Genomic DNA, 24,920 nt, shown 5'->3' on the forward strand with positions numbered 1-24,920 from the left:
TGTTCCCTCCTTACCGCTACAGATGCCTAAATCAGATTCAAAAAGCATGAACTATCAATTACTCAAAAAATTTAGCCGCGTACCCATTCAATTTGGGCGTTCCCTTGCTCGTCTATTGGCAGGAATCGTCAACACTTTAAAAATTACTAAAACATCCAAAACTATAGAACTTAATTTAAGAATTGCGCTGCCCCATTTAACACCGCAGCAACGTATAGCGATTACAGAAAAGGCTATACGAAATGAATTAACCTCATATTTTGAGTTTTTAAATATTTGGGGGTCATCTAATCAAGAAAACATTGCTCGCATCCATCGAATAGAAGGTGAACATTACTATCACGAAGCGCTTGCAGCAAAAAAAGGGCTTGTTATGATTATTCCACATTTTGGTACATGGGAAATCATGAATGCTTGGTGTTCACAGCTCACTTCAATGACTATTTTATACAAACCAGTAAAAAATGAAGATGCAGACCGTTTTGTTCGAGAAGCACGTAGTCGTGAGCAAGCCAACTTGGTTCCTACTGACGAAAGTGGCGTAAGACAAATTTTTAAAGCTTTAAAACAAGGTCAAACTACCGTAATTTTACCTGACCATACGCCCAACAACGGCGGCAGCATGATCAATTATTTTGGTGTTCCGCTTGCCTCAAGTAATTTAAGTGCCAAGCTCATTCAAAAAACTAAAGCAAAAGCGTTATTCCTTTACGCAATTCGTAACGAAAATGACGGCTTTACGATGCACATTGAACCTATGGATGAGCAGATCTACGAAGGTAGTGCAGATGATGGAACTTATATTATTCATCAGGCTATTGAACAACTCATCAAGCGTTACCCAGAACATTACCACTGGAGCTATAAACGTTTTAAAGCAAATCCTGCTTTAGATAATATTTATAATATTGATCCAACTGAAGCTCTTCAAATTGTCGCCAAACTTAAAGCAGAAGCTTCACAAAATTCTGTGAAGCCAAGTACGCTCGAAACGTCGAGTGTATAAAATCATTTGATGATTGCGAGATACAAAACTTAATGTTCCTTGCTCAACTGTGCTTTTAAATGGAATCTTAAGTTCTTGTATTCTTGCTAAAACCTCTTTGCTTGGATGACCATATCGGTTATTAAAGCCAGCAGAGGCAATAACAAGCTTGGGATTTAACGTCGCTAAGAAGTCATAGGCTGAACTATGCTTACTACCATGATGACCTAATACCAAAACATCTACTTTTAAATCAGGATATTCTTTTATCAGTTGATATTCTGCTTCCCATCCCGCGTCCCCCATAATTAAATAATTTTGATAACCTTTTATCTGTTTTAAATGAATATAAACGACACAAGAATATTGATTTTGATTTGAAGAAACTAAATTTAAATCATTTTCTTTAGGCCAAAGTATCTCAATATCTAACTGAGGATATTGCCATTTTTGCCCTTGATGACAATAGGTAAATGGTTCTTTCACCTGCTCTGCCCATAGCTCATTTGATATGACTTGTTTGATAGGAAAAGCCTGACTTATGGCAGGAAATGCACCACTATGATCTTGGTCAAGATGAGATAACACCACATGATCTAATTGTTTAATACCTTTCTGGCGTAAATATGGGATCACTACATTTTGACCAATACTAAAAGCTTTCTCATCATAAGAACCCCCTGTATCAATTAACCATGTCTGCTCTGGATGTTGTAGAAAAATCGCTTGTCCTTGGCCTACGTCTATAATATTTAATTGGATTTGCTGAGAGGTTTTATTCGGAATGACTAAAGGTAAACAACATATGAATCCCCAAGATTTAGGTAGAACACCACGTGGTAAAAATAAAATAATAATGGCACAACTAAGACACAACAAAGCAACTGGTGTTAGGCTAAAACCTTGCAACGGTAAAGATAATTTCTCTAAAAAACTAAAACATGTCAGCACGATACTGAGCAAAATATCATTGATTTGAAAGAGCATATTTCCCACTGAATTAAAAATAAGCCATACGCAAGCAGCAAAAATATTCAAAGGAACAATAATTCCTCCTAGCAAAGGAACTGCAATAATATTTGTGAGCGGTGCAACCCATGAAATTTGTTGAAAGAAAATCAGCATTAAAGGACATAAGGCAATAAATATTTTGCCCTGAGATTCAATTAGGGTTTTACTTAAAAGAATTATTCTAGATAGCAAACTCAATGAGGCAAGATTTGGAGCCTGTACTATGGTTTGATAAATGCGTAATAAAATAAAGCAAGACCCATAAGAGAGCCAAAAACCTGCCGATAAAACACTAAATGGATCGAAAAGTAAAAGTAGGCTTGCGCTGTAAATCAGAAGCAAAAATGCTTTAACAGGTAGTTTGACCAACAATAAAAAGGCAAATAAAAATACTGAAAGTAAAGTTCTTAAGGCTGGAATTTCAAAGCCGACAAAAGCTGTATAAATCAAAACTCCAAAACATAACGGAATCATTGCCAATATTTGTTTGGGTTGCCATAAATAAATCTGTGGATAATAACATCGTACTAATTGATGTAATCCCCAAGATAACCAGATTGCAAAAATGAGGACATGAGGCCCTGAAATGGCCAACAAATGAGAGATTCCTAACTGTTTAAATTGATTTTTAGTATCCTCATTTAAAAGGCTTTCATCTCCTGTCAGAAGCGCTAATAACAATCCTTTATTCTGAAATGGAGATTTTTTTAGCATCAATCTAAACTTTAGACGGAGTTTTTCTATATTTAACTGTTGTCTAGTAAAAAACCTTTGTTGCTCATGTAAATGATTTTGATAACCCAACCGATAAATTTCATTAGAGCTTAAAGGCTCAATATGTTGGACACTGAAACCTGACATTATATTTCGTTGAATGAACCATTGCTCTTGGTCAAAAGCACCTGATACTGCGTAACTATGAGCTGGCCTAGTTTTACCAGAAACTCGATAGTAGTGGCCTAATTGTAATTTCGGCCCCTCTATCAGAGCGTTCTCTTTTTCATTTTTTAAATATAATAACCAATTGACAACATGGGATGACCGCCCTAGAACTTGAGCTAGTTGCTGTGTGTTATCCTCTTTTTCTTCACTTATTCGATCTATATAAACAACAACATCTAAAGACTCAGGTTGCATTTCCCGTAGTTGTAATCTTTCATTTAAGGCATTCTGAGCATATTGATGGCCTATAACGAAAAGGCTTAGACCACAGATTAAACAATAAACTGCTTTTAAGATGGAACCATTTACAACTATATACCGCTTAAAAATATAAAAAATAAAGCTTATAAAGAGTAAAACATTACCAATCCAACCATATTGCATTATGAGAGGAATATCTATTCCCATAAATGCAATACCTACAACCCACCCCACTAAAATAAGTTTTAACATTTAAAGTCATATCGTTATCTTTTTAGGGGCAAAATTAAAGCCCACTTAGTTGGGCTTTAACAATGTGATTTAATGACAATTTTTTAAGAACCGCTCACCCAAAGACCATCTTCCATATGCAAGATCGAATCTGCTGCCTGAGCTAACTGCTCATCATGAGTCACAATGAGCATTGCCATATTGAGTTCTTTCTTAAGATCGGTCAGTAATTCAAAAATACCTAGAGCTGTTTTACGGTCTAGGTTTCCTGTAGGTTCATCGGCCAGAACAACCGCAGGTTGAGTGACCAAAGCACGAGCCAAAGCAACACGTTGGCGCTCACCGCCTGAAAGCTCACCAGGCTGATGATCCATACGATGAGATAATCCCACTCGATCTAATAAATATTCAGCTTGTGCTTTTACCGATTTGAATTGGCTATCTGGACGAAGCATCAGAGGCATTGCCACATTTTCAAGGGCAGTAAACTCAGGTAATAAATGGTGAAATTGATAAACAAAACCGAGGTATTTGTTACGTTGAAAACCACGCTCGGCTTCACCTAAATTATCAAAACGCTGACCATTTAAAAATACTTGTCCTTGCGTTGGTTGCTCTAGACCACCTAACGCATGAAGCAAAGTACTTTTACCTGAACCGCTCGCACCAACAATCGAAACAAACTGCCCTGCTTCAACTTGTAAAGACAAACCTTTAATGACTTCAACCTTAGATTTACCATCATCAAAATGTTTGTAGATATCTTTTGCTTCTAAAACAATTTTACTCATAACGCAGTGCCTCGGCAGGTTGAACTTTGGCCGCACGAAGTGCCGGATAAATCGTTGCCAAGAAGCTTAAAAGTAAAGATACAGTCACAATAATCGTCACATCTTGCCATCTTAAATAAGAAGGTAGGTAATGCACAAAGTAAGCATCAAATAGATTTAAGCCTAACACATTGTTAAACCATGAAATGATATCACTAATGGTTAAAGCCAAAATTACACCTAAAACCGTACCAGCAACTGTTCCAATCACACCAATGACAGTACCTTGCACCATAAAGATTTTAGTAATCATTGATGGCGAAGCGCCTAATGTACGCAAAATGGCAATATCTGATTTTTTATCGGTCACAACCATAACCAATGACGAAACGATATTAAATGCTGCAACAACAATAATGAGTACAAGTAACAAACCAACTAGTGTTTTTTCCATTTGAATGGCGTTAAACAAATTGCCATGCGTATAAGTCCAGTTCGTTGCGTAGAAATTGCTTGGCAAACTTTTTACCAAGTCATCTGCAACTTTTGGCGCAGCAAAAATATCATCTAGTTTTAAACGGACACCTTGGGCACCATCTGGCAAGCGTAATAAGGTTGATGCATCATATAATGCGATATAACCCACCATAGAGTCGACTTCAGCCCCTACACTAAAAATACCAACCACTTTAAAACGCTTGAAACGAGGCACTACACCTGCTGGAGACGGCGTTGCTTCAGGTAAAACTAATGTCACGCTGTCATTTAGGCGCAAACCTAATGAATCAGCCATATCTTTACCAAGAACAATACCAAATTCACCCTTTTTAAGTGAATCTAAGCTACCAGCAACAATATGATTTTGAATAATAGAGACATTCTTTTCATATTTTGGGTCAATACCCGTCACCATAATACCAGCGACTTGCCCTTGCGCAGTTAACATACCTTGCAATTGCGTAAAAGGTGCAACCCCAGTTACATGTGGATGATGTTCAACTCGCTTCACCAGCTCAGGCCAATCCGTGAGGATTTGTGTAGATGAAACTGTCGCTTGCGGTACCATTCCCAAAACACGGTTTTTTAATTCGCGATCGAAACCGTTCATGACAGAAAGTACCGTAATCAGCACAGCGACACCTAGTGTCAAACCGATCATCGAAACCAATGCAATAAAAGAAATAAAATGATTACTGCGTCTTGCGCGAGTATATCTCAACCCTATATACAGTGAGATTGGTTTAAACATACCTTCTAAATCCAAGGTGATTGATGGGAAATAGCAGATGCTAATGTCAACATCGACTATTTGGCCATATCGTTAGATGCTGTATTAAGGTTTAAAAATCAGTAAGTTCTGATCTTCCCTTAACAATCCTAATATTATATTGCTGCGCTATTTTCTACTACTTAAGTTGGGAGATCAATTTGATCATGCATTTCGCTACGAATTAGAACAATTTAATGAATAAGCTCAACAAATTACCCAGATCTTCTCCTATTTAGACTTAATATGTTGAGCAAAATTTCGATTGGCTTGAATGTCTTTATAGAAATACAGAAATAGCCCAAACAGGATAATTAAAGCACCTACAAAAACCATAATCGAAAGTTGTTCGTGGTTTAAAGCAGCTCCGATCATCATGGCTAACATCGGTGTAATTACCGTCGTTAAAGATAAAGTTGTTGCCTGAATATTTTGTATAAGTTTGAAGTAACAAAACATGGCGACCAATGAAGCCATCAGTACCGTATAAATTAAAGCAAATAAAGATTTAGCTTCTGGTAAATGTGTCGGTGCATATTGCCAAATAAATGGAATAAGACAACTTGCTAAAATTGAAGAAACTAAAATAGAACCGGTTGCCTGAGCCATAGGCTGAATTTGGGCATTAACTCTCTTAACCCAGAAAATTGAAAAAGAATAGACAAACACACTCATCAGCATGAGGACAATGCCGAACGGATGCACATGCTGATTTGAGCCACTCAAACAAATAATAGCTAAACCGCACACTGCAATCGCCATACCGACCCATTGCAGCCTATAAAGTTGCTGACCAAATGCAAAACGACCAATAAGCCCAGCCATAATAGGTGCTAAACCAAACATAAGCGCAATCATGCCTGAACTTAAATATTGGGTTGCGGCATAGGTAAAAATTTGAGAACCAATTAAGCTAAAAGACCCAGCAACATAACTATGAATTGCTTGTTTATGAACTGGAAAAGGTGTTCTTAAAATCAGTAATACAGTTACAGCCAAAGGCAAGGCAATAAAGAAACGTAGCAATAATGCCCACATCATATGTATATCGGAGACGCTCCAGACAATTGCCAATGGTGTTGTGGCCCAGATAAACACTAACAAGGCATAGGTTAAAGCCAAATTGGTTTGCGATGGCATACAATGCTCACTTAGCTATTTTGCGTTTTTGCTTCAAAATTGTTTGATCTAATGCACTCGAAAATTCACGTTTATCTCGCTCAGAAATAGGGGGTGGGCCGCCTGTCTGTACACCAGCACCACGAAGCGTATCCATGAAATCACGCAGATGTAACCGTGCTTTAACATTCGCAGTTGTATAGACTTCGCCTCGGGGATGAATAGCAACGCCACCCTTTTCAATGACTTGAGCTGCTAGTGGAATATCTTGTGTAATGACAATGTCATTTTCAATCATACGATCAACTATTTCTTTATCTGCCTGATCGGCACCACTTAAAACCTGTATTGACTTGATGCGGACTGAGGGCGTAATCCCAACATTTTGATTAGCAACAAAGATGACTTCTAATTGATAACGATCTGATGCCCGCAAAATCACTTCACGTAATATTCTTGGTAAGGCGTCTGCGTCTACCCATAGCTTAAATGGCAGCACGTTATTCTCTATTTCCACTAAAAATATAAGTCTAACAGATGCTTTTCTAAGGTGAATAGTAATAAGCACTAAACTTATTTTTAATTTGGTGTTTAATTTTTTACGAACTCAAGGCACTTTATTTCATAAATAAAAGCAGTATGTATCTTTAAATGACTAAATATGTGCTTTTACAAGAGAATTTACATATGGTGACTTGAAAAATAGCAAACACCCTCGATTTAATATAACAAGTAATGTGAACCCAACAGCATCGTGCTTATGAAAAATCAAAACAGTCCAGAAGTAATTAAAGTAAAAGACCAAAATTTTGGTAGTCATGGAGAACATTGGAATCTATTGACATCCCATCCCGAAACAGATGTACCAAAATGGTTAGGACTAGCACTTGATGCACCTGTCATGCCCATGGGCTTATGTGAACATGAAGAAGACATGGATCAATCTTTTTGGTTGATTCAAGGCCCTCAAGACCAAAAAGTTACAATCAACCAGATTATTGCGGTTGAAAATCAGAAGCCTCGTGCACTCAAAACAGCTTTTCCAAGTTTTGAAAGTCCATATCAATATAATGCGAAAATTGAACGTATCATTACTTGTGACTCTGCGACACAAGCAGTGTTAAGTTTAAGACTAAATAAAAATACAACTGTTTATGCATTTGATAATTTATTTAGCATTAATTCTTGTCAATATGACAAAACTCAAAACTATCAAGTTCAATTTAATGCATGGGCTTATGAATTAGAAGCTGTTCCAGCAGGTGAGAAAATTGTTGTTGATGACCCAGCTTCAATTAAACATCACCGTGCATTAAATGCAATTTTAACTGAACATAATGGTATTGCTCCTGAAAACTTACAGGAACTCATTAATGAGTGGCAGCCAAAAACCCCAGAAGATCAAGAACCTGTAACTGTTGATTTTTCTAAAATGGTCGCTTATTTATATGGTGAAAATCTTGGTCAAGAAGATGAAGCATGGTTCCAAGGTAATATCGTTGGCAAGACTTCTATGACATTTATGGGGGCAGAATATACCCTTTATGATGTTACTTTGGTTTTAGAAGATGAGCTTCCTGCCATATTAGTGCGTATTGCAACCAAAAACGATTTGTATAAAAACTTTAATATTGGCGAATATATTCGCGGTAATATCTGGATTCAGGCGACTATTTGTGCTAAAAAGGGTGAAACTAATTGAATTTCACTAATATTTTAATAATTAGGTTATTGAATGAAGATTATACCCGAACAAACGACCAGCCTCATTCAATCTAGTAGCCTGCGCATAAAGGTCGATACTGGTGCGTTTTGCTTTTTTGTATTGGGTATGTTCTTAGCTGCTATATTCATGCACCAGTTTGGTTTAGTTCCTTTTTAATTTTAATATATTCAAAAATAAAGCCCTCATTTGAGGGCTTTATTTATTTGATTTACTTAACCATTACGCTTTGCAAAATCATCCATAAAGCGAATTAAAGCCTGTACGCCTTCTAACGGCACAGCGTTATAAATACTTGCACGCATACCACCTACTGAACGGTGACCTGCTAAGTTCAACAAATGATTTGCTTCCGCTTCTTTTAAGAATTGCTTGTCTAAAGCTTCGTCTGCCAAAGTAAATGGCACATTCATGATTGAACGGTTTGGAATCGCAATCGGGTTATTATAGAAATCGCTTGAGTCAATATAACCATATAATAACTGAGCTTTTTCAAGGTTCACTTTATGGATAGCATCTACCCCACCCTGCTCTAGCAACCACTCAAATACCAAACCAGACAAGTACCATGCATAAGTCGATGGTGTATTAACCATAGAACCATTTTTCGCTTGGTCACCATATTTTAAAATGCTTGGAATTTCAGGTTTGGCTTGATCGAGTAAGTCATCACGAACAATGACGATGGTTAAACCAGCAGGACCAATATTTTTCTGTGCGCCAGCGTAGATCAAACCAAACTTGGTCACATCTAATGGAGCAGATAAAATGCTTGATGAATAGTCACAAACGAGCGGAGCTTTTACATCAGGAATTTCTGCGAATTGTAAACCACCAATCGTTTCATTATCTGCATAATGTACATATGCTGCATCGTCAGATAAATTCCATTCGCTTTGCTCAGAAATTGCGAACTTGCCATCTACTTTAATACCAGCTTTTACAACATTAATGTCGCCATAACGTTGGGCTTCTTTTAACGCTTTTTCAGACCAAATGCCAGTATCAATATAATCAGCTTTGCTGTTCTTACCTAAAAGGTTTAAAGGAATCGCTGAAAATTGTAATGACGCCCCACCTTGTAAAAACAATACTTTATAGTTTTCTGGAATATTCATTAATTTGCGCAAATCTGCTTCAGCTTTTTCAGCCATAGCAACATAGTCAGCACTACGATGACTCATTTCCATGATGGATAGACCTTTACCTTGCCAATCCAACATTTCTTGTTGAGCTTTTTCTAAAACGGCAGTAGGTAATGCAGCAGGACCAGCACAGAAATTGTACGCGCGCATGATTTTTCCCTTGTATAAAGTCAAACACAATAAAAATGGCATTTAACCACAGATTGCTTAAGCTTGCAGCAGCTTATCAAGTAAATATTTCAATGCTGGACTACATTTAGGTTTATTTTTTCAATTATTGTCGAATTTATTTCTTTGCTTTAACTTACGATTTTATCGCTTTAAAACATTTTTTATTCATTAAAGATCAACTTGACTTACGATTATGATTTCACATACTTTGATAGAGATTACAAAAAATATGGGCTTTATAATATTTAAAAATTTAAAAGGAGTTAAAAATATTGTTTTTATACAAATGTATAAGAAACAAGATGATAATTGAATTTAATAACAAGAAATTTAAACTATAAGGGATGCCAAAAATTGTTATCTAAAATGCCAAAACATCAGTATAGACAGTCTATTTGCCCCTTTTTCTTTAAACCAAAGCATCTTGCTTTGGCCTTAGGACTTTTTTTCACTAATCATTTATATGCTCAAAGCTTAAGTTATGCTGAAGCAGAGCAACAAGCTTTAAAGAGTTCATATAGTACTCAAGCCAATCAAGCCTTACAGCAAGCATCTCAATTAGAAGCTGAAGCAGTGAAAGGACTAGGATTACCTCGAGTCGATTTAAATGTTAGAGCCTATGCTTTTCATAGTGAGACAGACGTTCCTCTCGCTTCTTTTAAACAAAAGCTTGAAAATGATTTAAGTCAGGGATTCAACGATAAACTTTCGCAGTGGAATAATGTCATTCCATCGGATGTACTTGGGCAAGTCCAAGAAGGTGCAAACCAAACTATACATGACGGTATTAACCGATTTCCCGATTATGCAAACCTGACTGTAGAAGATCAGGTCGTCCGCCCTTCTATTTCAGTGGTTATGCCACTATATACAGGTGGTCTAACCAGTACTGCAAAAAAAATAGCTAATATTCAAGCTCAACGTTCTCAGCTTTCAAGCCAACAACAACAAGATATACAGCGGTTTGAAGTGGTACAAAGCTATTTTAATGTGCAATTACAACAGCAATTGGTCGCAAGCAGCTTATTTAATTTTAATGCAATGCAAAAACATTACAGCAATGCACTAAAGCTAGAGCAACAAGGCTTCATTAGTAAAGGGCAGCGTATGCAATTTGAAGTTGCTCGTAATAATGCCGAACGAACTTTACAAAATGCACAGGCAAATCTGAATGCTAGTCAATTTAGTTTAAACAATCTTCTTCACCAGCAAAATTATACTGATTTAAGTACCCCGCTCTTTGTAAATACAGTTCGTAGCCAATCTTTAGAATCACTTCTAACGAGCTATTCTGAAAAATCCAGCCTTGTACAAAAGATGCGTTTAGATACTCAACTGGCAAATGCAAATATTCAAGCTCAACAAGCCGCAAAAAAACCAAGTCTTTTTGCTTTTGGAGAATATTCACTCGATGAAAATGAAAATTGGATTGTAGGCGTAATGGCAAAGTACAATTTATTTTCTGGAGTTGATAAAAATAAAAACATTCACGCAGCCGAACTCAAACGTTATGCTTCTGAACTCATGACCGAGCGTACAAAACAAGAAATCGAATCTTTATTAAACAAGTCTTATAACGAACTTAATTCAGCACAGCAAAGTCATACCTTATTGCAAAGAAATATCAACGCAGCACAAGAAAATTTACGTATTCAAGAGCTTTCTTTTCGTGAAGGCATGGGAACAGCGACGCAAGTGATCGATGCACAAAATGCATTAAGTGCTTTAAAAACAGAAATGGCTTTAAATGCATATAAATATGTCATGTCACTTGCAACATTATTACAAAGCCATGGTTCTATGGACCAGTTTAAAGCTTATGTTACTCAACCACACACTGACTATATCCGCTAATGGGGGCATAACATGAATCAAGAATCATCTCATTCTCAGCAAGATTCACTTGTTACGGATACAGAAGAAACCAATCAAAGTCAAAAAAATGCTCAAACTGAAGAAACTCAAGAAGTAAAATCGAATAACAGCGAAACTCAATCACCTAAAAATTCAAAAATTAAGCTGATTATTGGTGTGGTTATTATTGCTCTGTTAGGTGTAATTATTTTCGGTTTATGGAAAAGTTATCAACCCAAGCCTATTGAACTACAAGGTCGAGTTGAAGCGGAAACCATTCATGTCAGCACTAAAGTTCCGAGTCGTATTGAAGAGATTTATGTGCGAGAAGGCCAGAAAGTTTCCAAAGGACAGCCCCTTGTTCGTTTAGTGAGCCCTGAAATAGAAGCTAAAAAGCAACAAGCTTTAGCAACATTACAATCGGCTTTAGCATTCCAATCTACAGTGGACCGAGGTTCTCAACAAGAAAATATCGATACTCTTTATGCCAACTGGCAGAGTACGAAAGCTCAAGCAAACCTTGCAAAAACCACTTATCAACGTGGTGAAAATTTATATAAACAAGGTGTCATTTCGCGTCAAAGACGAGATGAAATGTTAGCAGCACAAACCTCTGCCCAAGAATTAAGTGAGGCCTCTTACCAGCAATATGCTCGTGCAAAACGTGGTAGTACCAGTCAACAGAAATCTACGGCAGATGCACAGGTTGAAATTGCAAAAGCTGCTGTAAGTGAAGCAAAAGCACTTGAGCAAGAAACCCGTTTGCTTTCCCCTATTTCAGGCACAGTTTCAAAAACTTATGGTAAGCCTTCTGAGTTAGTGGCTATGGGTGTTCCAGTTGTCAGTATTTTAGAAGATGATGATTTATGGGTTAGTTTGAATGTAGGTGAAAATCAATATGCCTCAGTTTATAAAAATAAAGCCCTTGAAGGTTTTATTCCTGCACTGAATCAAACTGTGCTGTTTAAAGTGAAAAATATTGATGCTGAAGGTGAATTTGCCACAATTAAAACCACTCGTCAGACCGGCGGTTATGACATTCGCAGTTTTAAACTTCATCTAGAGCCTGAGCGCCCTGTCAAAGATTTGAAAGTGGGTATGAGCGTTTTATTTAAAATTAAAGAAGAAAAATAACGCATGTTTGCCAGTATTTTACGTGAGCTGAGCTATCTAAAAAGCAATAAATGGGATTTGTGTATGGTGACACTCATCCCTGCTTTTATCATTATTCTGTTTAGCAGTATGTTTTATGCAGGTAAAGCTGAGCATTTGCCAATTGCAATTATTGATCAGGACCAAAGCGAACTGAGCCGTAATATTGAAAAGTATATTGCTTTAAACCATACCGTAGATATTAAAACCATTACGACAAGTGCCACTGAGGCAGACAGATTACTGAATGAAACTAAAATCTGGGGTTATGTTTTCATTCCAGACGGCGCCGAAAAGCGTTTTGTGAAAGCACAGGATGCTCAAATCAGCATTGCATTTAACCAGTCTTTCTTTAGCGTAGGAAATACGATTTCCTCTGCAATGCTAGTCAGTACGCTTAATGCTATAGCAGACTATGCAGGCCAAAGTTATCTTGCAAATAGTATTCCCTATTTAGATGTGCCTACAGCTCATGTAAAAATTTCAACGCTTTACAATCCAAGTATGAGCTATGAGTTTTATTTAGAACCGTTTATGGTTCCTGCTGTATTACATCTGTTGCTATGCTGCTGTGTTGCTTTTGCAATTGGGCAAGAACTAAAGCGTAACACCCTCTCTCAATGGGTAAACCGAGAAAATTTTATTCAAGGCTTATTGGCTAAAAATTTACTCTATAGCCTTATTTTTTGTGCATGGACATGGTTGTGGATGTTTTGGCTAGTTGAAATCCGTGGCTGGTTCGTAGCTGGTTCCTTAAGTTTATTATTAGTCGCACAGTTCTTACTTTATTTTTCCTATGCTTTAATTAGCAGTACCGTCATTCTTGCAACTAAAAATTTAAGTAAAACCTTTGGCTTTATTGCCGTCTATGGTGGCTCATCTTTAAGTTTTGCGGGTGTTACGCTACCTTTGAATAACGCGCCTATTTTTACCAAATTTTGGTCATTGATTATTCCTTATACACCTTATGCCAAACTGCAAACTGAACAATGGGTTATTGGTAGTCCAATTATTATTTCAATCACCCCATTTTTAATACTTCTGGGTTACTGCCTTATTTACTTCTTCTTAAGTTCTCTGCTGCTTAAAAAATTAATTCGGGAAGCAAATTAATGAAAGATTTTTTTCAGGCGTATTTGCAGACTTTTAAAGATATTGTACGTAACAGTTCGGTTTTCACGACTCTCATTTTGTCAGTCATTCTTTATAGTTTTTTTTACCCTACTGCCTATAAAGCTGAGCGTGCAGAATTAATTCCTATCGTAATTGTTGATGAAGAGCAAAGCTTGTTAACTTCTCAATTAATAGGCCAAAGTGCAAATAGTCCACACGTTCATATTGTTACTGTTACAAGCAATTTTTTACAAGCAGAGCAAATGGTTCGTGAACAAAAAGCTGATGGTATTTTGCTTTTACCAAGCAACCTAACGCAAAGCCTGCGCCGAGGAGAAACAGGTGGAATAGGCTTATATTTGAGTACAACCAACTTTTTAAAAACTAAAGAAATTGGATTAGGTCTCGCCACATCCATTGAAGCAACGTTAAAAGAATATATTGAAAAATTTGGAGAGCGCACACACTTTCAACCTGCTCTTTCTATTCATCAAGTTCCTTTGTTTAACCCACTTTCAGGATATGGAAGTTATATTTTTCCAGCTGTTGCATCACTAATTATTCATCAAACTATTGTGCTGGGTTTGGCAATGCTTATTGCAAGCTACCGTGAACAAAATGAAAAAATTACGCCAATTCGTTTTGTAGGAATTTTTGCAAGCCTATTTACCATTGGTTGCTTAGGATGTTTTTATCTTTTTGGTTTTACCTTATGGTTCAATGACTATCCACATGGTGGAAATTTTATAGGTCTGCTGGTTGCTGTTCCAATTTTTATTAGTTGTGTGATTGGACTAGGCATGTTGATTGGCTCACTTTTAGATATGCCAGAACGTGCTGGACATATCATTGTATTTAGCTCGGTTCCTCTTTTTTTATTAACAGGTGCCGCATGGCCTCATCAAGCAATGCCCGAATGGTTACAATGGTTTGCCTGGTGTTTACCATCTACACATGGTGTGCAAATGTTTGTACAACTTAATCAGATGGGCGTCCCATTAACTACAGTTGCTCCAAAATTAATTTTTCTTGCAACGATGGGAGCTATTTTTTTAATTACGGCGTATTCACGCTTAAAAGTGACAAAATAAAGTGGTGTACTTACCAAAATGTATAAATTATATTTTTATTTACTATAAAATTTTATAATTAAAACTTGTCTTTTTAAGGAATTGACCTAAAATTAAAAAAATAACAAACAAATTCAATATATTAATTTGTATCAATTGTCATAAAACATTAAGAAAACTTTAAGTTGAAATTAAGAAAATTTCTCCATAGTAAATAGTATAGTTTTTCAGCAGCTACGCAGAGTATTCTGTAATCCTGCCCTATGATGGAATCTGGATATGGCAAAGGTGTGTTATTGCGCAGATGACTTTGCAATGAATGCAGAAATATCTGATGCAATTATTCAATTAATTGAACAAGGTGCACTTCAAGCAACCTCATGTATGACCCAGTCTGATTTATGGGAAACTGCTGCTGCCAAATTAAAACCTTTTAGCGATCAAATTGATATTGGTTTACATTTAAATCTTACTCACACTTTCGCTTCAGATAATACCGTCTTTTCCTTACCTATGCTTATTTTGCGAGCATGGTCCTCAAGCCTCAATCGTGACTTAATCACTCAATGTATTGAAGAGCAATGGGACTTATTTGTTTCAGTAATGGGAAAACAACCAGACTTTATTGATGGACATCAACATATTCATCAATTTCCATTTATACGTGATATTTTGCTGCAATTGCTAAAAGAGAAAAATTTCAAGGGTTGGATTCGAAATTTACAACACCCTATAGATCTGCCCCATTATCGTTTTAAAACTCGCGTGCTCTCAGCACTTGGGTCTAATTCTTTAGCAAAAGCATGCCAGACATATCACTTTAATCAAAATGATCAATTTGCTGGTATCTATGATTTTAAGCAAACTGATTATAGCGAACTCAATCAATATTGGCTTGCAAATGCAAAAGACCATTTACTGATTATGTGCCATCCAGCACTTGCAGAATCGAATGAACAAGATCCGATTCAGTATGCCCGAATACAAGAATATGAATACTTCAGTTCGGATCAGTTCCAAATTGATTGCCAGCACTATGGCATCCAGCTCACCAGACTAGGGGCAATGCAATGACTACAAAACCTTTTTTATCCTGCGTTGTTCCGGCCTATAACGAAGCAGAAAATTTAAAAACATTTATTCCTGCCTTGGCAAATAGTCTAAAACAGCAAAATCTTAGCTATGAAATTATTGTGGTAGATGATGGTAGTAAAGACGATACCATTCCAATTCTACAAACGATGATTAATGATTATCCCTTAGTTGTGCTTGAACTTTCACGGAACTTTGGTAAAGAAGCAGCTTTAAGTGCTGGTTTGGATCATGTGACAGGTGAAGTTACACTACTGATTGATGCTGACTTTCAACATCCATTTGAAGCAATTCCAACCATGATTAACCTTTGGAAAAATGGTTATGACATGGTGTATGGCATTCGTAATCGTACCACTGAATCTTGGCTCAAACGTGTTTTAACCCAAGGTTACTATCGTATATTAAACTTAAGCTCACCTATCGATATTCCTGAAAGCGCTGGAGACTTCCGCCTACTAGATGCGAAAGTTGTAGAAGCAATTAAACAATTACCAGAAAAAAACCGCTATATGAAAGGTCTATATGCTTGGGTAGGTTTTAAAAGTATAGGTGTTAATTTTTCTGAACAAGAACGTCAGCACGGCCGTTCGAGCTTTAACATCAAATCTCTTTCTAGCTTAGCAATGTCTGGTTTAACTGGTTTTTCAGATTTACCTTTACGCCTCTGTATTTATTTTGGTGCCTTCCTAGCCTTAGGTGCTATGGGCTACGGTATATGGATCATCCTTCAAACATTGATTGAAGGAGTTTCTGTTCCGGGTTGGGCAACACTTGTAGCAGGTATGACATTACTGGGTGGTATACAGTTGTTATTCCTTGGTATTGTTGGTGAATATGTAGGTCGAATTTATGCTGAAGTAAAAAATAGACCAAAATATATTGTTGCATCCGAACATTCTCGTATTAAACAAGAAAAATCTATCACAAAGCCGGAAAATACTTTTTCTAATTTATAAAATGTTTGCTCATATTTTTCAACTTGCGCGGTTTTCCACTACTGGGGCCGCAGCAGCACTTACTCACTATAGTATAGCCATGCTTCTTTTTCAGAAGCATGTTGCACTGCAATATGCCAATTTACTCGCATTTTTAGTCGCCTATTGGGTGAGCTATTTCGGGCATCGCATTTTTACTTTTAAAGCACAACATCTTGATCATCGTCAGACTCTACCAAAATTCACATTAGTTGCAGGCATAGGTTTTTTATTTAATGAAAGTTTTCTTTTACTATCAAACCTCTATTTTAACTTACCTGTTTCAACCTTAGTGTGTATTGCAATTGTTCTGACCTCGGTTGTGACTTTTTTGCTTAACCGTTTTTTTGCATTTCAACATTAAGGATTGTGTATGCAGCAATGGCTTCGTAATTCCAAATTTTTATTATTTTTTTTACCATGTTGGTTACTTCTTCTTTCCTGGATAAGACCTCTATCTGTACCTGATGAAGGACGCTACGGAGATATTAGCCGGGCTATGGTCGAATCTGGAGATTGGTTAACTCCAAGAATCGATGGTTTGCCATTCATGCATAAACCCCCTTTATTACATTGGTTAAGTTCTATTTTTATGGAGCTTTTTGGTGTACATGTATGGGTGTTACGGTTAGTACCTGTTTTGGCTGGTACCCTCATGTTAGTGGGTCTATTCTTATTTGTAAAAAAGCATATTTCAGAAAGTGTAGCCCAACTTACCGTTATTATTTTAGCCACCAACCTGCTTTTTTTTGGTAGTAGCCAATATATTAACCATGATTTACTACTAGCATCTTGGATTACAATTAGCGTTTTATGTTTTGCTGATTTCACCATTTCTGGACGTAAATCTATTTTATTTTTAGGTTATGTCGCTGGTGCAGCCGCCTTTCTAAGTAAAGGCCTGATTGGTGTCTTAATTCCGGGTATGATCCTGTTACCGTGGTTACTCTATACAAAACAGTGGAAGAAAATACCTTCACTTCTTAATCCATTGGCTATCTTGTTATTTTTACTCATTGTTAGTCCATGGCTGTACGCAGTACAAAGTAAATATCCTCAATTTTTACACTATTTCTTTATAGACCAACAGTTTAGCCGATTCAGTTCAAAAGAGTTTAATAATAAACAACCTTGGTCCTTCTATCTGCTTATTTTATTTGTCAGTTTTTTACCATGGTTTTTCGCGAGTAGATTTGAGTCTATTAAGACTATCTTTAAGGATTATAAGCAATCTGGTTTATTTGTCCTGCTTGTATGGTGGTTTATTTCTGTCACAGCTTTCTTCTCTATTCCCCCTTCTAAACTAGCGGGCTATATTTTACCTGCTGTGCCGCCCCTTACTATTTTCTTGGCACTTGTTATTAATAAAGTGCTTGAAAGCAACCACAAAACCAAATTACAGGTTTGGGGTACTCCTGTATTTATTATTATTCTTGGGATTGGCATTGCTGCAACGCCACATTTTATTCGTGCGAATCAGCCTTTTTTCCAACATGAAGCTATCTTTATTTATAGCCTTGGCACGCTGTTAATTGTGCTCCCACTGGTTTTATTGTGGTTATATAAAAAGCAAAAAGTAAGCTACTTAAACTATATTTTTATCAGTTTAATTGTTCTTTGTAGCGCTGTTCCTTTTGCTGTTCGTATTTTAGATACCAAAAATAACGTGGGCCAAACAGATTTTGCTCAGTACATAACCCCATCTACAAAAATAGTTTTCTACAATTACTATTTTTATGATGTTCCCTTCCTTTTACAGCTTAATCAGCCTGTATATATTGTGAATGAATGGGATTCTGTTCATTCTGATAGTGCCTCTTTAGAAATTAAAGATGGATTGTTATTTGAGCCTCAACTTAAACAGTATTTATGGAGCGAGCAACAGCTTCAAAATGCTTTAACCCAAAATCAAGATTTAATTGTTGTAAGCCAACCTAATAATTTTGCAACTAAAGATCCATCAGTGAAAACTTTGCATTATAGAAATTATGATGTGTTTATCTTCCATTCAACCAAATAAATAACTCAATAAAAAAAGGAAGCCGAAGCTTCCTTTTTTTATTTTAAAACGATTTACTCTTCAGAAGTATCTTCATTATTTGATACAGCTTCTTCGCTATCTGTTTCTGTAGTATCTACTTCACCTTCAAGAAGCTCTTCATCGTCTTCTACGGCTTCAATTGAAACTACACCAACCAGCTTTTCTTCTTCGCTTAAACGAATTAGACGGACACCTTGAGCGTTACGGCCTGTCATTGCAACTTCTGCTGCACGCGTACGAACTAATGTACCACCATCAGAAATAAGCAACAGTTCTTTGCTTTCATCGATAGATACTGCACCCACAAGCTCACCATTACGTTCACTTGTCTTAATTGCAATAACACCTTTACCGCCACGTTTTTTGGTTGGGAAGTCATTTACAGGAGTACGTTTACCATAACCATTGGCACTCGCACACAGCACTTCGCCCGTTTCAGGAACAACAACAAGCGATACGATGCGGCTTACTACACTTAAATCTGCTGAATCTTCATTATCATCAGATTCATCATTTTCAACGTCCGCATCTTCTTCAGTTAACATGCTGCTTGCAATGCTAACGCGCATACCGCGGACGCCTTTAGCAGTACGCCCCATTGAACGCACATCAGTTTCAGCAAAACGAATTGCCTTACCTTCATTCGAGAACAACATGATTTGCTGATTACCATCAGTAATCGCAACACCAATTAATGTATCTTCTTCATTAAGTTCAATTGCGCGTAAGCCATTTGAACGAATGTTAGCAAACTGCTCTAAATCAACACGTTTAACCGTACCTGACGCTGTCGCCATAAATACGTAATGGTTTTCTGGGAACTCAGTTAACGGCAGAATAGCTGTTACTGTTTCATTCGCATCTAAAGGCAACAAGTTTATAATTGGACGGCCTTTTGCACCACGTGATGCTTGAGGCACTTCAAACACGCGAAGACGATAGACTTTACCTACGTTGGTAAAGCACAGCACAGTCGCATGGTTTGAAGCCACAATGAGATGTTGAATAAAGTCATCACTCTTCATTGAAGTTGCAGACTTACCACGTCCACCACGGCGCTGAGCCTGATAGTCAGAAAGTGGTTGAGTTTTTGCATAACCTGTTTGTGAAACCGTTAATACGACTTGCTCTTCTGGAATTAAATCTTCACGACTGAAATCAATACGTGATTCAATAATTTCTGTACGACGTCCATCACCATACTGTTGCAGTACTTGTGCTAACTCTTCACGAATTACAGCCATCAATAAATTGAAATCATTCAAAATTGCAGTAAGTTCAGCAATTTGACCTAAAATTTCAGTATATTCTGCATGTAATTTGTCTTGCTCAAGACCCGTTAAGCGATGTAAACGTAATTCTAAAATTGCGCCTACTTGTGTTGGTGATAAACGGTAAATTGATTCAGTTAAACCAAATGGACGATCTGGGTTTTCACCTTCGATCTCATCTGGACGAACAGAAATGGCGCCAGCATTTTCAAGTAAAGAAACAACACCACCACCAGCCCACTCACCCGCGAGTAAACGCTCACGCGCTTCAGCTGGGTTAGCAGAAGTTTTAATGGTCTCGATAATTTCATCAATATTGGCTAAGGCTACAGTTAAGCCTTCCAAGATATGACCACGTTCACGTGCTTTACGCAATTCGAACATGGTACGGCGTGTCACGACTTCTTGGCGGTGACGAATAAATGCCGCAATAATATCTTTCAGATTCATCAATTTTGGTTGTCCATTATCAAGACAAACCATGTTGATGCTGAAAGAGTTTTCAAGCTGTGTATTTAAGAACAGGTTATTAACGATGACTTCTGCGTTTTCACCACGTTTCAAGTCAATCGCAATACGCATACCGTCTTTATCAGACTCATCACGAAGTTCTGAAATACCTTCAAGTTTTTTCTCTTTAACCAACTCGGCAATACGTTCAATTACTCTTGCCTTGTTTACTTGATATGGAATTTCAGTAAAGACGATGGTTATACGACCTGTCTTTTCATCTTCTTCGAAATGGTATTTACCACGAATATGTAGTCGGCCTTTACCTGTACGGTAAGCATCTACAATGCCTGATTTACCGTAAATAATACCGCCTGTAGGGAAATCAGGACCAGTAATATATTCCATCAACCCTTCAATCGAGATATTCGGATTGTCGGCATAGGCTAAACATGCATTCACAACTTCTGTCATGTTGTGTGGTGCCATGTTTGTTGCCATACCAACAGCAATACCAGCAGCACCATTAATTAACAAGTTTGGAACACGTGTCGGAACCACCTGAGGAATTCGCTCAGATCCGTCGTAGTTATCTTCCCAGTCAACAGTGTCTTTTTCTAGATCTGCAAGAAGTTCGTGCGCTAGCTTAGTCATACGGACTTCGGTATAACGCATTGCAGCTGCACTATCACCATCAATCGAACCGAAGTTACCCTGACCATCTACCAATAAATAACGTAAGCTAAAGTCCTGAGCCATACGTACAATGGTTTCATAAACAGCTGAGTCACCATGAGGGTGATATTTACCGATTACGTCCCCAACAACACGTGCAGATTTCTTGTAGGCTTTGTTATAGTCATTGCCCAATTCGTGCATGGCAAATAGCACACGACGGTGAACAGGTTTTAGACCGTCTCTCACATCCGGCAATGCACGAGATACGATTACACTCATTGCGTAATCTAAATATGAATGCTTGAGTTCATCCTCAATGGCAATCGGTCGGATTTCCGATACGCTCATGCATACTCCTTCTTACAGATAGAAATTTCCATCTGCTTATATGTCTTGATCTTGCAAAAAATTTAGTTCCGAAAACTGAACTAAAATCGAAAAAAATATAGCTGTATAGTATAGCACAAACTGCTCGTTAACTGGGAGTTTAGCAATCTGAAAATAGCATTTTTTTACAATAAAAATTTCATTAGAATTAACAAGTTAAAATTAGAGAATTCTAGTTTTAAATGTATTTCTTAAAACTTAACAGTTCGACCAAAATATAGACAACACAAAAGTGCTCACATTAGAGCACCTTTCATCTATTCTTAAAAATAAAACTTGGTTTATTAGCTCGACTCAATAATATTTGATTTGAACATTGTTCGTTTTATTAACTCTATTATTCTTTCAATAATAAGTTTGCAATATCATTTTACAGGTCGATATTGAGCAGGAATCCACTGATATCCCCTTGAATTTTTATTAATATGACCGATGCCAGGAAAAGCGACATGCGCCGCACCTATCCACCATTGGTTTTGATAGGCTTGCTCAAAGATATTTTTACGGATAGCTATTGCACGATTAGAATCAGTATCGGGTTTATAGCTTGCCTCAGGGTAAGGAAATTGAACTGCGCCATAGTGCACCACATCACCTAGACCTAAGAACTTTTGCCCGTTTTGTCCATCTACCAGATACGATGAATGACCTTCTGTATGACCATGAGTAACGATGAGTTGAACATTCGGTACGTTAAAAGAAGTTTTGGTAAAAGCAACCAGTCGACCTGCCTTTTGGTAAGGCTGTAGCGCATCTCGCGTCATTTTAAAAATTGGCTTAAAAAAGTCAGTGGCTTTTGCTTCATTGGCAGCTGATGTCCAAAAGTCGACATCTTCTTTTGCCAAATAAACTTTCGCATTCGGATAAGCCATTTTGCCATCGAGTGTAATACCGCATAAATGATCGGGATGGGCATGTGTAATCAAGATCGTATTAATCTGTTCAGGTTGTACGCCCGCCTTCTTCAAATTTTCACGGACATAGCCCAAGGTCGGACCAAAGCATTTTGCGGTTCCAGCATCAATTAAAATATTTTGTGTGGGTGTTTGAACAAGATAGGCAGAAAAATCTGTGACGATATGATTATGCTCATCTACAGGAACAAAGTTTTCTTCAAATAGTTGATTGGCTTTTTCAGCCGAAATACCGAGCAAATCACTTCGAGGTAATCCCAGTTCCCCATCAAATAAAGCTGTCACTTTAAGATTACCCACAGATTGCAAAAAATAACCGTCAACCTGATGCACATTTGGCGTTTGTTCTGCATGGATGACTGTAGCCACGCTCAAGAGCAATAATGTAGCAATTGATTTTAATGATTTCATAATAGAGCCCTTCGTATTTTAATACTTTAACTCTATTTGCTTTTATCTATTTAAATCGCTCAATAAGCTATAAGAAACGCTCAAATTAGATTATTCAGCTACTAAAACAGCAGGATCTATACCATAACGCTGCATAAAGCGTTCACGAAAAATAGAAACCGATTGATATCCCGATTTGGCTGCAATGGTCTTCATCGGAAGTTTTTTCGAATATAACAACTCAAGTGCATAAGCAAGGCGTGCATGGGTAATCGTTTCTCTTAAGGATGTCTCTTCATGCTTAAGTTTGCGGCGAAGGGTTGCACTACTCAAACCTAACCGCATTTCAATCTCACTAGATTGCCAATGATGCTGCGGATTATCGCTTACCCAGTCATGAATTAATTTTGCCAATTTGGGTGGAGGTACAATTAATACATCTGAATAATTCTGTTGGCATAACTGCACAAGTATAGAAGCAATACACAAACGTGCTTTCACCAAATTATTATCAAACAAGGCTCTTTGCCACTCAGCTAGATGTGTCGCAAAATCATCAATTGAAAAACTTAATATGGCCTCAGTTTTGTCTATAACTGGCTTAGCCCAAATCATTTGAGCAGCTTGGATCACCTCTTCACACATAGGTACAAGAATAGTTAGATATTCATCTGTCACTGGATCTGGCTGATTAACTGCATCAATAATCGTATCGGGTTTCACGATGTAGATGTCACCAGCACTTAAATTGATTTGTTTTGTTTGAATATTTAGTTGTTGCTGGCCATGTAAAATAATGCCCATGTGCAACTGGTTCACTTTAATATTTGACAGGCCATGCTGGTTTTTTGATCGAATACATAAATAATCTCGCGCCATATCCGCTCTTGCCAATTTCACAAGTGATTGATGCAATTGATGAGTTTCTAAGGAAGCAGAATAATTGATATTCATAATGATGATCTAAATAAAAACGCCCTTGGCTATTTTATAGCACAAGGGCGTTTTTGAATAAGTGACAAGCTGTAAATTACAACTTGCTTACTAACTCAGGAACTACAGTGTTCAAATCACCAACTAACCAGTAGTCAGCAACACTGTTGATTGGGGCTTCTTCATCTTTGTTGATTGCAACAATAACTTTAGAATCTTTCATACCAGCCAAGTGCTGGATCGCACCAGAAATACCGACAGCAACATAAAGATCAGGTGCTACGATTTTACCAGTTTGACCAACTTGGAAATCGTTAGGTACAAAGCCTGCATCAACTGCTGCACGTGAAGCACCTTGTGCTGCACCAAGTTTGTCAGCTAATGGATCAAGTACTTTATGATAGTTCTCACCAGAACCTACACCACGACCACCAGAAACAACAATGCGAGCAGCTGTCAATTCAGGACGGTCAAGTTTCACGATTTCTTCAGATACGAAGTTAGAAACACCCGCATCTTTCGCTTCACTTACTGCTTCAACAGAGGCAGAACCACCTTCAGCAGCTACTGGATCAAATGCTGTACCACGAACAGTACCAACAATGATTGCTTCGTCAGATTGAACAGTTGCAATCGCATTACCTGCATAGATCGGACGCTTGAATGTGTTAGCAGATTCAACAGAAATAATATCTGTGATCATGCTTACATCAAGAAGTGCAGCAACACGTGGAAGAATGTTCTTACCCGTTGTTGTAGAAGCAGCTAATACGTATTTGTAACCTTTAGCCAAATCAGCAACTAAAGCAGCTACGTTTTCAGCTAACTGGTTTGCATAAGCAGCATTGTCAGCAAGTAAAACCTTGCTTACACCAGCAACTTTAGCAGCAGCCTCAGCAACTGCCTGAGCACCAGAACCAGCAACTAATACAGTAATATCACCACCGATTTTTTGTGCTGCAGCAACAACGTTTAAAGTAGCACCGTTAAGTACTTGGTTGTTGTGATCAGCGATAACTAAAATACTCATGAT

General features: G+C 37.4%; 21 protein-coding genes and 1 pseudogene. 12 read left to right on the forward strand and 10 right to left on the reverse strand.

Going from position 1 to position 24,920, the window contains the following annotated elements:
• Positions 1–22 precede the first annotated feature (22 nt).
• Positions 23–1,006, forward strand: coding sequence for a lysophospholipid acyltransferase family protein (locus I5515_RS03475; protein WP_199964760.1), 984 nt, complete (start codon positions 23–25; stop codon positions 1,004–1,006).
• On the opposite strand, the gene I5515_RS03480 is transcribed toward I5515_RS03475, so the two are convergent.
• The 3 genes from I5515_RS03480 to I5515_RS03490 all read right to left on the reverse strand — a co-directional run bounded on the left by I5515_RS03480 (position 959) and on the right by I5515_RS03490 (position 5,389).
• On the reverse strand, positions 959–3,391 hold the full coding sequence (locus tag I5515_RS03480) for a DNA internalization-related competence protein ComEC/Rec2 (RefSeq protein ID WP_199964761.1): 2,433 nt from the start codon (positions 3,389–3,391) through the stop codon (positions 959–961). The two genes, I5515_RS03475 and I5515_RS03480, sit on opposite strands and share 48 nt — an antisense overlap.
• Before the next feature lie 83 nt (positions 3,392–3,474).
• Entirely contained in the window at positions 3,475–4,161 is a 687-nt protein-coding gene (locus tag I5515_RS03485; protein WP_199964762.1) for an ABC transporter ATP-binding protein, read from the reverse strand.
• Entirely contained in the window at positions 4,154–5,389 is a 1,236-nt protein-coding gene (locus I5515_RS03490; protein WP_199964763.1) for a lipoprotein-releasing ABC transporter permease subunit, read from the reverse strand. Before I5515_RS03490 ends, I5515_RS03485 begins: the two co-directional genes overlap by 8 nt.
• A gap of 139 nt (positions 5,390–5,528) precedes the next feature.
• On the opposite strand from I5515_RS03490, the pseudogene I5515_RS17480 reads away from it, so the two are divergent.
• A pseudogene (locus I5515_RS17480) lies at positions 5,529–5,609 on the forward strand (PilZ domain-containing protein); the annotation flags it as partial.
• A 29-nt stretch (positions 5,610–5,638) separates the two neighbouring features.
• On the opposite strand, the gene I5515_RS03495 reads toward I5515_RS17480, so the two are convergent.
• Positions 5,639–6,547, reverse strand: coding sequence for a DMT family transporter (locus tag I5515_RS03495; RefSeq protein ID WP_199964764.1), 909 nt, complete (start codon positions 6,545–6,547; stop codon positions 5,639–5,641).
• A gap of 7 nt (positions 6,548–6,554) precedes the next feature.
• Positions 6,555–7,043, reverse strand: a complete 489-nt coding sequence (locus tag I5515_RS03500; RefSeq protein ID WP_199964765.1) for a YaiI/YqxD family protein — start codon at positions 7,041–7,043, stop codon at positions 6,555–6,557.
• A gap of 243 nt (positions 7,044–7,286) precedes the next feature.
• Between I5515_RS03500 and I5515_RS03505 the strand changes: the two genes are divergently transcribed.
• Positions 7,287–8,228 (forward strand): hypothetical protein, encoded by a 942-nt coding sequence (locus tag I5515_RS03505; RefSeq protein ID WP_199964766.1) that lies wholly within the window; start codon positions 7,287–7,289, stop codon positions 8,226–8,228.
• Between the two features lie 33 nt (positions 8,229–8,261).
• Positions 8,262–8,408, forward strand: coding sequence for a hypothetical protein (locus I5515_RS03510; protein WP_171061988.1), 147 nt, complete (start codon positions 8,262–8,264; stop codon positions 8,406–8,408).
• A 56-nt stretch (positions 8,409–8,464) separates the two neighbouring features.
• On the opposite strand, the gene serC is transcribed toward I5515_RS03510, so the two are convergent.
• A complete protein-coding gene (gene serC / locus I5515_RS03515; protein ID WP_199964767.1) occupies positions 8,465–9,544 on the reverse strand; it encodes a 3-phosphoserine/phosphohydroxythreonine transaminase in 1,080 nt (359 codons plus the stop codon).
• A gap of 387 nt (positions 9,545–9,931) precedes the next feature.
• Here serC and I5515_RS03520 point away from each other — a divergent pair, with 387 nt between their 5' ends.
• The 8 genes from I5515_RS03520 (at position 9,932) to I5515_RS03555 (ending at position 18,843) form a co-directional block, all read left to right on the forward strand.
• Positions 9,932–11,419: a TolC family protein gene (locus I5515_RS03520; RefSeq protein ID WP_199964768.1), complete on the forward strand. Its 1,488-nt coding sequence runs from the start codon at positions 9,932–9,934 to the stop codon at positions 11,417–11,419.
• A gap of 12 nt (positions 11,420–11,431) precedes the next feature.
• Entirely contained in the window at positions 11,432–12,553 is a 1,122-nt protein-coding gene (locus I5515_RS03525) for an HlyD family secretion protein (RefSeq protein WP_199964769.1), read from the forward strand.
• A gap of 3 nt (positions 12,554–12,556) precedes the next feature.
• Complete coding sequence (locus tag I5515_RS03530) at positions 12,557–13,684, forward strand: ABC transporter permease (protein WP_199964770.1); 1,128 nt, start codon at positions 12,557–12,559, stop codon at positions 13,682–13,684.
• A complete protein-coding gene (locus I5515_RS03535; protein WP_199964771.1) occupies positions 13,684–14,775 on the forward strand; it encodes an ABC transporter permease in 1,092 nt (363 codons plus the stop codon). The genes I5515_RS03530 and I5515_RS03535 overlap by 1 nt, the downstream gene beginning before the upstream one ends.
• Before the next feature lie 258 nt (positions 14,776–15,033).
• Entirely contained in the window at positions 15,034–15,828 is a 795-nt protein-coding gene (locus tag I5515_RS03540; RefSeq protein ID WP_199964772.1) for a ChbG/HpnK family deacetylase, read from the forward strand.
• Positions 15,825–16,805: a glycosyltransferase family 2 protein gene (locus I5515_RS03545; RefSeq protein WP_199964773.1), complete on the forward strand. Its 981-nt coding sequence runs from the start codon at positions 15,825–15,827 to the stop codon at positions 16,803–16,805. Before I5515_RS03540 ends, I5515_RS03545 begins: the two co-directional genes overlap by 4 nt.
• 1 nt (position 16,806) lies before the next feature.
• Positions 16,807–17,187: a GtrA family protein gene (locus I5515_RS03550; protein WP_199964774.1), complete on the forward strand. Its 381-nt coding sequence runs from the start codon at positions 16,807–16,809 to the stop codon at positions 17,185–17,187.
• A gap of 9 nt (positions 17,188–17,196) precedes the next feature.
• Positions 17,197–18,843, forward strand: a complete 1,647-nt coding sequence (locus tag I5515_RS03555; RefSeq protein WP_199964775.1) for an ArnT family glycosyltransferase — start codon at positions 17,197–17,199, stop codon at positions 18,841–18,843.
• A 53-nt stretch (positions 18,844–18,896) separates the two neighbouring features.
• On the opposite strand, the gene gyrA is transcribed toward I5515_RS03555, so the two are convergent.
• The 4 genes from gyrA to I5515_RS03575 form a co-directional block, all read right to left on the reverse strand.
• Positions 18,897–21,611 carry a DNA gyrase subunit A gene (gene gyrA / locus I5515_RS03560; protein ID WP_199964776.1) on the reverse strand — a complete coding sequence of 905 codons (2,715 nt, stop codon included), beginning with the start codon at positions 21,609–21,611 and terminating at the stop codon, positions 18,897–18,899.
• 404 nt (positions 21,612–22,015) lie between these two features.
• On the reverse strand, positions 22,016–22,975 hold the full coding sequence (locus I5515_RS03565; RefSeq protein ID WP_199964777.1) for an MBL fold metallo-hydrolase: 960 nt from the start codon (positions 22,973–22,975) through the stop codon (positions 22,016–22,018).
• Between the two features lie 90 nt (positions 22,976–23,065).
• Positions 23,066–23,908, reverse strand: coding sequence for a helix-turn-helix domain-containing protein (locus I5515_RS03570; RefSeq protein ID WP_199964778.1), 843 nt, complete (start codon positions 23,906–23,908; stop codon positions 23,066–23,068).
• Between the two features lie 76 nt (positions 23,909–23,984).
• On the reverse strand, positions 23,985–24,917 hold the full coding sequence (locus I5515_RS03575; RefSeq protein ID WP_199964779.1) for an electron transfer flavoprotein subunit alpha/FixB family protein: 933 nt from the start codon (positions 24,915–24,917) through the stop codon (positions 23,985–23,987).
• Positions 24,918–24,920 lie beyond the last annotated feature (3 nt).

The organism is Acinetobacter calcoaceticus (assembly GCF_016508255.1).
Taxonomy (GTDB): Bacteria; Pseudomonadota; Gammaproteobacteria; order Pseudomonadales; family Moraxellaceae; genus Acinetobacter; species Acinetobacter calcoaceticus_E.